An 8,178-nucleotide genomic window follows, 5' to 3' on the forward strand; every position below is an offset into this window, starting at 1 on the left:
CGCGCTGCAACCCACCGATCTCACCATCGAAAACGGCGAAATGGCTGCGCTGCTCGGCCCCTCCGGCAGCGGCAAAACCACCCTGCTGCGCCTCATCGCAGGACTCGAAAGCGCCGACGGCGGCCAAATCCGCCTGAATGGCCGCGACGTTACCCACGTGCCGGTGCGCGAGCGCCACATCGGCTTCGTCTTCCAGCACTACGCACTCTTCAAACACCTCACCGTCGCCGACAACATCGCCTTCGGCCTCACCATCCAGCCGCGCTACCAGCGCCCGGCGAAAGCGCGCATCCGCGAAAAAGTCGCGCAACTGCTCGACATGGTGCAGCTTGCCGACATGGGCGGCCGTTACCCGGCACAACTCTCCGGCGGGCAGCAACAGCGCGTCGCGCTGGCGCGGGCGCTGGCTACCGAGCCGGAAGTCATCCTCTTTGACGAACCCTTCGGCGCGCTCGACGTACAAGTGCGGCACGACCTGCGCCTCTGGCTGAAAGCACTACAACGCGAACTGCGCTTCACCGGCGTCTTCGTCACCCACGACCGCGAAGAAGCGCTGGATCTGGCCGACCGCATCGTCGTCATGCGCAACGGCGCCATCGCACAAAACGCCGACCCGCAGCAGCTTTACGCCGACCCCGCCGACGCGCAAGTCTTCAACTTCATGAGCGACACCCGCCGCTTCCCGGCACACATCGCAAACCACATCCTCCACAGCGGACGCGGCTGGGCAAAAGCCGAACGTTACCTTGATGACGGCGACGGCGAACTCGCCCTGCGCGTGCAGGACCTCGAACTCACTGCCCACCCGCCCGGCCACGTCCAGCTCCCCGTCATCATCGAACACAACACCCTGCTCGGCGCCAACTACCGCCTGACCGTCAAGAACCAGGGCTGGGGTGATGATGCCCGCTGGCAACTGCCACTGCCCGCACAAACCTGGCTGCGTCAGCCGCTGCAACCCGGTCAGCGCATCTATCTCAACCCGCGCCGCCTCTACTTCCTCCGCGCAAACGGCGCAGTAGAAGCGCTGTTCCGCGACGAAACATGACCATCCCCCCACCTGCCGCGCCACTTGACCACAATCAAACCAGCCCCCGCCGTCCCGTGTGATATAGTTGCGCGCGCCGTGTGTAAAACCGTGAAAAATCGTTCATAGTTCACAGGCATCCCCCATCCAACCCAGGAGCAACCCATGAAAAAAATCCTCATCCTCGGCGCGCTGGTCAGCAGTGCAGCAATGGCAGCAGGCGACCTGCAAGTCAGCAACTGCCTCATCCAGGAAGTCATCCCCGGCAAACAAATGACCGGCGCCTTCTTCGACATCGAAAACAAGGGCAAAGAAACCGTCAAACTCACCAGTGCCAGCGCCGACAAAATCACCAGCCACGTTGAGCTGCACGAAATGATCCACAAAGACGGCAAAATGGAAATGAGCCAAATCCAGGAATATGACGTCACCCCCGGCCTCCACCACTTCAAAAAAGGCGGCTACCACGTCATGCTGATGCAAATCGACAAAAAGAACTTCCCGAAAGTCGGCGAGAGCTACCCGCTCGAATTCAAACTGGGCAATGGCGAAACCCTCAAATGCGACGCCAAAACCATCACCGTCAAAGAAGCCATCGAACACTTCAAAGTAGAAGGCGACAAGGCGGGTGCGCACGGCCATGACATGAAAGGTCATGACATGAAAGGCCATGACATGAAAGGCCATGACATGAAAGGCCATGACATGAAAAAAGAAGGCCATGAACACCAGCCGACAAAAGACGCACCGAAAGGCTAACCGCGCCTGAGCTGCCCACACGCCCCTTTCCTGCCTGACGGGAAAGGGGCAAAAAAATGCCCCGCCAACCACCCCGCACCACCATGAAAAAACCCCTGCTCCTCGCCATAACCCTTGCCTGCGCCGCCCTGCTCGCCCTCGGCTACCACTACAGCAAAACGCTGACCCCCGAAACCGTGCTGCAACAACTGTTCGACATGAACGCCCCGGCGCGCTACGCCTTCGTCAGCGATACCGACGCCCCGAAACTCGCGGTGATTGACCTCGAAAGCAACCGCCAGACCAGCCTGCTGGAACTCGCCCAACCCGCGCGCAACCTCACCATCCACAAAACCCTCGGCCTGCTCGCCTACAACGACGGCGGCGACCGCATCACCATCCGCCAGCTCGGCGACCACAGCGAAAAAAACCATCAACTGCCCCACCCCGTCACCCGCCTCCAGTTCGACGCCGACAGCCCCTGGCTCATCGCCGGTGGCGCCGACCGCATCACCCTGCTCAACAGCGAAAGCGGCGAAACGCGCACCCTGGACGGCTACCACCACATCAGCGCCTGGCTCTACAGCCCGCTGGCGCGCCAACTGTGGATACTCGACGACAGCCCGGCGCTCTACCGCTACAGCCTGAACGAACAAAACCGGCAGCGCTACCCGCTGCCCGACGACTGGCACGACCTCACCGCCGCCGCCATCAGCCCGGACGAACAAAACCTGCTCTTTGGCGCGACCACCGCCAGCAACCAGCACCTCGGTATCAACTGGAACACCGAAACGGCGACCATCGCCCAACAAATCCCGCTGACTGCGCCGCTGGTACAACCCTACATTGACAACAACGGCCAGCTCTACCTCTACATCAGCCGCGACGGTAACGGCCACATCATTCCGCGCAACGACCCCGCTGCCGCACAAACCATCCACGCACCGAACCCGACCGACCGCTACGCCACCGGCTGGCTCGACACCCGCCTCATCGCCGTCGGCCAAAGCCTGAAAAGCTGGAACCTCTACGCGCCCGCGCAGGCACAAGAGCACGACGAACAGCCGCTGCCCGCCGCCACCCGCGCGCTCTTTATCACCGCCGACAGCAAAACCGCGCTGATCGTGAGCGACAACACCCCGGCGATTACCGCCTACGACCTGCGCGACGGCGGCCTGCAAACCATCGCCCTAAGCGGCATCACCCGCCCGCAAAACCTCATCATGGGCGCGGGTAATACCCTCTGTCACTAGGTGCTGTTTGCAAAATAAAGCCCCCGTCGTACTGGCGGGGGGCTTTGTTTTGAAGAAATATAAATTTCTTACAAATATCCCTGTTGCGGCAATATTTATACGCTTTTTTACACGCTCAAAGATTCTTCAAACTTCGGAGGAGAAAAATTTTACGCCAATATTGTCTGTCATCAATTCTTTTACTCCAAAGCATCGCTTTATCGACATTAGATGGTACACCTTCTTCACCTTCAGCATAGATAAGGACCAAAAGCGATGCAGCATCATAATTTCCGACATCCGCTGACCTTTCTAAATAATCAACAGCTTTCTTTATATCTTTGGGGTAGCCCATACTGCCTTCATAATATCCCATGGCGATTGTCGACAAAGCTGAAAGACTTCCTGCCTGACTCGCTTTCTCCCACCATTCATGTGCCTTGCCATTATCTTTTTTGACGCCCGTGCCATCACGATACATCACCGCCAGTTTATGCATTGCTTCGGGATCGGGTTTTTCTTGGGCAGCGGCTTTTTCATACCATTCTTTGGCCTGTTTCAGGTCTTTAGCAACGCCATCGCCATCTTCGTAAGTAGCGCCTATTTGCGTCATGGCATATGAATAACCCTGTGCGGCTGCTTGATCCCACCATTTTCGTGCTTCTTGATAATCTTTTTTTATCTCAGCGAGATAGCCCAACCAATATTAAGCCGCAGGATCATCTTGGGCAGCCGCTTTTTCCAGCCAAATTTGTGCTTCTGCAAAATCAGCTTCTTTCCCGCCAATATAATCGTTCCCCCAAAGATAAACCAGGGCGAGCGCTGTACGTCCTTGAGCATAACCTTGTTCGGCTGATTTTTTATACCAGTTAAATGCTTCTTTAATATTTTGCTTGAATCCATGTCCAAACGCATACATTTGTCCAATACGGAATTGGGCTTCTGCATCTCCTGCTTCTGCTTTTGGCTGCCATTCTTTCATTGCGGCAATATAATCCGGCGTCTCTTCAACGGCAAAGGCTGGTAACGATGAAAATAGGAAAAATGTAAAGATAGATAAAAGGATTTTTGAAGGCATGGGTTTCTCCTGTGATTTGTAAAAAGGAAGTTCATTTTGGCAGATTGCCTGATGCCAAACAAGACATAAAGAAAAACCGTCCGCTGGTGCGGACGGCCTGAGCAGCAGCCAGGCATGGGCGGCGACACTACCCAGTGCGGGGAGATAAGCTTGTAGGTTGGGTTAGCGCGCAGCGCGTAACCCAACAACGGAACAGGTTCGGCATTCGGTTTGTTGGGTCTCTCTCTCTCGCTGCGCGAGCAATACTTGTCGCTACGCGAGATTTGCCGTCAATAAAAACCACGTAGGGGCGCCTAGGACGAAGTCCGTAACCGCCCGAACCATGGCACAGGCGGTTACGGCGCAAACGTCTAACCGCGCTTGCGGCTATCCGCCCTGCTCGCGGAAATCATCACCGACGAAGACGCGCAGCGGGTTGCCGCGTTGCAACTGCCAATGCTGCTGGCGGGCATCGGCGCGGCGGTCGGCCGCTGCCGCCTGTTGCAGCGCGGCGTGTTGCGCATGCAGGCGGGCAACGGCAAGGCGTTTGTTGGCGTGTTGCGAGCGTTCGTCCTGCACCTTGACGCGCAGGCCGCTCGCCGTGTCTTCCGCCCAGACGGCGCTGCGCGTTTTGTTGACGTGCTGCCCGCCCTTGCCGCTTGCCTTGCAGGTTTGAATGGCAACATCGCCGCGCGGAATGGCGTGCGCCGCCGCCAGCGGGAAGACGCCGACGTACCAGTTTTTGCGCGGGTGTTTCGGGCGGATGCGGCTCTGCCAAATCCATTGAATTGTCCCCGTCCAGCGCGCGGCGAAGGCTGCAATGCCATTGCCTTGCAGCGCAATCACCGCAGAATGGATGCCGTGCGCGCTGCGGTTTTCCGCGACAACGCGGGCGCGGATGCCCGCCGCCTGCGCCTCATTCAGCAGGCGGTCGCGGACGTGCGCGGCGGCGCGTTGGCATTCGCCCGGCTCCTGTGCGGCGCTGATTTGTAGCTGCATCATGCGCCGTCCCCCCGCGTTTTGTAGGTGATGAGCGGCGCGAGGCGGACGACCGGCTCAATCAGCCCGTGCGCAACGAGGGCGGCGATGGTGTGCTCGATGTTGCGGTACGCCTGCGGCGCTTCGTCGTAAAGCAGGGTTTTGTCGGCGCAGATGACGTGGCCGCCAAAGGGATTGCGCATGAGTTCCGCCGGGCGGTATTTGCCGGAAAGCCGCGCCTTGCAGGCGCCACGTTGCCATTTGCGCCCGGCACCGTGCGCGAGGCTGGCAAGGGTGCCCGCGTCCCGTCCGGTCGGGCGGACGAGGTAGCTGTGGCTGCCGCGCGAACCGGCAATGACGACCAGACCACTATCGGCAGGCGCCGCACCTTTGCGGTGCAGCCAGCCGCCCCGGTGGGTGGTGAGCTGGTTGTGGATGCTGTCGCTGATGAGGCGGTGCGCGCAGCCGAGCTGTTGCGCGAGGCGGGCGGCAATCAGTGTGCGGTTGGCGATCGCATAGGCGCAGGCGGCATCGTGCGCGGCAAGGTAGGCCGCCGCTTCCGCGCTGTCGGCGGTGAGCGGTTCGTGGCCGTGGCGCTCGATGTGGTCGCGCAGGATGGCGCCGCCGTAGCCGCGCGAACCGCTGTGAACAAAGAGGTAAAGTGCGTCGGCATCGAAGCCGGGCGGCAGTTGCGCTGGCGCAAGGACGGCATCAACGCGGTGGATTTCCGCGAAGTGGTTGCCGCCGCCGATGGTGCCGAGCGCGTGGCGGTAAGGGATGTCGCCCGTGCCGAGCAGGGCGGCGATGGCGTCTTGCCAGTCGTCGCCGGGCGGCGTTTCCAAATCGCCGATGCGGCGCAGCAGCTTGTCGACGCTGTGTTTGCGCGCGGCGAGGTCGGTCTGCCACAGCGCCATGCCGCAGCCGATGTCGCTGCCAATCAGCGCCGGATAGAGATGGCTTTCGCTGAAGAATGCCGCGCCGACGGGATAGCCGCGACCGGGATGCAGGTCAGGCATGGCGGCGGCAGCGTGGATGTGCGTCAGTGATGCGGTGCGGGTGAATTGCTGGATGGCGCTGCCTTCGGCAGCGGTTTTGTGGTCGGCAATGATGACCATGGAGGTTTGATTGCCCATAAGTATTCCTGAATGAAAGACAAATTGCGGACGCAGCTGTGCCGTGTCCGGGGGTTGCAATCACGCAGGCGGGCGGTTGAGGTCGCTTAGGCGCGGTGATTGCAAGGGGTGATGTGCGTGATGATGGGCATCATGGGAACCTCCTTGCGGTTGAGCGGGTGAAAAACGGCGCGGATTATAGGGAGCGTGTCGCGTGCTGGCAACAGGATTGTTGTGCAAGTGCGACAAGATGCACGGTGGCGGCGGGCGGGCTAGAATGGCTGGCGTTCCATTTGCGGAGGAAAAATGAATAAAGCGACACCTCAAAAATCACGTCCCACCGATTGGAATAGTTTTCTTGACCTGCTGGAAGATAGCAATATGGATCCGGCAATGAATCCCTTTGCCCGCAGCGCCGCCGATAATGCGCCGCATACCCGCGACCCGTTTGCAGGATGGCAGGAATGAATGCCTGCCCCAACTCCAATAAAAATCCATGAGCATCTTCGTCCGCCTCTTTCTCGTTTACGGCCTTGCCCTCACCCTCGGCGGCGCGCTGCTCCTGCGCGACGTACAACAACAAATCCGCCCCGGCATGAAAGAAGTGCTGGAAGACACGCTTGCCGACAACGCCCACGCCCTTGCCGCCACGCTTGCCCCGGCGCTGGAAAACGGCACCATCCATGACCCCGCCTGGCAGGCGAGGCTGCGCGCCGAACTCGCCCGCCCGCAAGACGTCCACATCAACCAGCACCACAAAACTGCGAGCCGCCAGCAACTCATCATCACCGATGCGCGCGGCACCGTCCTTTTCCACAGCGACCCGGCGGAGACCGGCAAAGATTACAGCCGCTGGAACGACATCCTCCGCACCCTGCGCGGGCAGTACGGCGCGCGCAGTACCCAGGGCACGATGTACGTCGCCGCGCCCGTCCACGCCGCCGATGGCCGCCTGCTCGGCGTGGTCAGCCTTGGCAAACCCGCCACCGACCTCGCCCCCTACCAGCAACAAATGCAGGACGACCTACGCCAGAGCGGCCTGCTCTACCTCGGCGCGACGCTTGCCCTCATCGCCCTGCTCACCCTGTGGATACGGCGCAGCATTGACCGCGTCCGCCGCTACGCCACTGCGCACGCGCCGATTCCACCCGCACCGCGCTTCCACCTCGCCTCCGAACTGAACCGCCTCACCGCCGCCATCGGCAAAATGCGGCGCGAGCTGGAAGACCGCGCCTACGTCACCCGCTACATCGAAACCCTCACCCACGAGCTGAAAAGCCCGCTCACCGCCATCAGCGCCAGCGCCGAACTGCTGCAAGACGACCTGCCCGCCGCCGACCGCGCCCGCTTCGCCGCCAACATCGCCCAACAAAGCACGCGGCTGCACCGCCTGGTGCAGCGCCTGCTGCAACTGTCGCGCATCGAAAAAGAACCCGTCCACAAACAGCTGCTTGACCTCGCCGCCCTCTGGCGCAAACAGCAGCGCGAACAACAACCGCGCCTCGCACAAAAAAATCTCACCCTGCGCCTCATCCATAACGGCAACGCGGCGGACGAGGCCACCGCCATCTCGCTCCGTGCCGACCCGTTCTGGCTGGAGCAGGCACTGACCAACCTGCTCGACAACGCCATCCGCGAAGCGCCGGACGGCAGTGCCATCAGCCTCACCGTCAGCCAAAACCGCAGCGAGACCCGCCTTGCGCTGCATAACCCGACACGCGCGCCGCTGCCGGATTACGCGCTGCCGCGCCTGTTTGAGCGCTACTACACCCTGAACCGCAAAGAAAACAGCGGTCTCGGCCTGACGCTGGTCGCACAAATCGCCGAACAGCACGGCGGCACGGTGCGCGCGGAAAACAGCGATGGCGGCTTGCGCATCACGCTGGTGTTGCCGTCATAAATAGCACTTGGTGCGCGACCGCCCCCTGCAGGGCAAGCCCACAGGGTGGTGTCCTAAAATGTATGCTGATATAGCCATCCACCGAAAGTTTCAGACAAGGCGCGTCGCCGAAGACAGTACGCATTTGTACGGCG

General features: G+C 60.7%; 9 protein-coding genes. 5 read left to right on the top strand and 4 right to left on the bottom strand.

Features of this window, described 5'->3' with window-relative positions; translation table 11 throughout:
• The 3 genes from Q0349_RS06195 to Q0349_RS06205 all read left to right on the top strand — a co-directional run.
• A partial coding sequence (locus tag Q0349_RS06195) for an ATP-binding cassette domain-containing protein (RefSeq protein WP_298080005.1) occupies positions 1-1,048 on the top strand: 1,048 nt, incomplete at its 5' end.
• Between the two features lie 144 nt (positions 1,049-1,192).
• Positions 1,193-1,786 (top strand): copper chaperone PCu(A)C, encoded by a 594-nt coding sequence (locus Q0349_RS06200; protein WP_298080006.1) that lies wholly within the window; start codon positions 1,193-1,195, stop codon positions 1,784-1,786.
• An 83-nt stretch (positions 1,787-1,869) separates the two neighbouring features.
• Positions 1,870-3,018 (top strand): hypothetical protein, encoded by a 1,149-nt coding sequence (locus Q0349_RS06205; protein ID WP_298080007.1) that lies wholly within the window; start codon positions 1,870-1,872, stop codon positions 3,016-3,018.
• A gap of 115 nt (positions 3,019-3,133) precedes the next feature.
• Here the strand turns inward: Q0349_RS06205 and Q0349_RS06210 are convergent, their stop codons facing one another.
• The 4 genes from Q0349_RS06210 to Q0349_RS06225 all read right to left on the bottom strand — a co-directional run bounded on the left by Q0349_RS06210 (position 3,134) and on the right by Q0349_RS06225 (position 6,165).
• Positions 3,134-3,697, bottom strand: coding sequence for a tetratricopeptide repeat protein (locus Q0349_RS06210; protein ID WP_298080008.1), 564 nt, complete (start codon positions 3,695-3,697; stop codon positions 3,134-3,136).
• A gap of 6 nt (positions 3,698-3,703) precedes the next feature.
• Positions 3,704-4,075, bottom strand: coding sequence for a tetratricopeptide repeat protein (locus Q0349_RS06215; RefSeq protein ID WP_298080009.1), 372 nt, complete (start codon positions 4,073-4,075; stop codon positions 3,704-3,706).
• Positions 4,076-4,441: 366 nt separating this feature from the next.
• Positions 4,442-5,056: a peptide chain release factor H gene (gene prfH / locus Q0349_RS06220; protein WP_298080010.1), complete on the bottom strand. Its 615-nt coding sequence runs from the start codon at positions 5,054-5,056 to the stop codon at positions 4,442-4,444.
• Positions 5,053-6,165 (bottom strand): RNA ligase RtcB family protein, encoded by a 1,113-nt coding sequence (locus Q0349_RS06225; RefSeq protein WP_298080011.1) that lies wholly within the window; start codon positions 6,163-6,165, stop codon positions 5,053-5,055. Before Q0349_RS06225 ends, prfH begins: the two co-directional genes overlap by 4 nt.
• A gap of 285 nt (positions 6,166-6,450) precedes the next feature.
• On the opposite strand from Q0349_RS06225, the gene Q0349_RS06230 reads away from it, so the two are divergent.
• Positions 6,451-6,612 (top strand): hypothetical protein, encoded by a 162-nt coding sequence (locus Q0349_RS06230; protein ID WP_298080012.1) that lies wholly within the window; start codon positions 6,451-6,453, stop codon positions 6,610-6,612.
• Between the two features lie 28 nt (positions 6,613-6,640).
• Positions 6,641-8,044: a two-component system sensor histidine kinase CreC gene (gene creC, locus Q0349_RS06235; RefSeq protein ID WP_298080013.1), complete on the top strand. Its 1,404-nt coding sequence runs from the start codon at positions 6,641-6,643 to the stop codon at positions 8,042-8,044.
• Positions 8,045-8,178 lie beyond the last annotated feature (134 nt).

The organism is uncultured Cardiobacterium sp., from assembly GCF_938028185.1.
In the GTDB taxonomy this organism is placed as follows: Bacteria; Pseudomonadota; Gammaproteobacteria; order Cardiobacteriales; family Cardiobacteriaceae; genus Cardiobacterium.

Bases quoted from the DNA above. Each gene is read 5' to 3' on its own strand.
- Q0349_RS06200 (WP_298080006.1), top strand. From the start codon at position 1,193: ATGAAAAAAATCCTCATCCTCGGCGCGCTGGTCAGCAGTGCAGCAATG.
- Q0349_RS06205 (WP_298080007.1), top strand. From the start codon at position 1,870: ATGAAAAAACCCCTGCTCCTCGCCATAACCCTTGCCTGCGCCGCCCTG.
- Q0349_RS06215 (WP_298080009.1), bottom strand. From the start codon at position 4,075: ATGCCTTCAAAAATCCTTTTATCTATCTTTACATTTTTCCTATTTTCA.
- prfH (WP_298080010.1), bottom strand. From the start codon at position 5,056: ATGATGCAGCTACAAATCAGCGCCGCACAGGAGCCGGGCGAATGCCAA.
- Q0349_RS06225 (WP_298080011.1), bottom strand. From the start codon at position 6,165: ATGGGCAATCAAACCTCCATGGTCATCATTGCCGACCACAAAACCGCT.
- Q0349_RS06230 (WP_298080012.1), top strand. From the start codon at position 6,451: ATGAATAAAGCGACACCTCAAAAATCACGTCCCACCGATTGGAATAGT.
- creC (WP_298080013.1), top strand. From the start codon at position 6,641: ATGAGCATCTTCGTCCGCCTCTTTCTCGTTTACGGCCTTGCCCTCACC.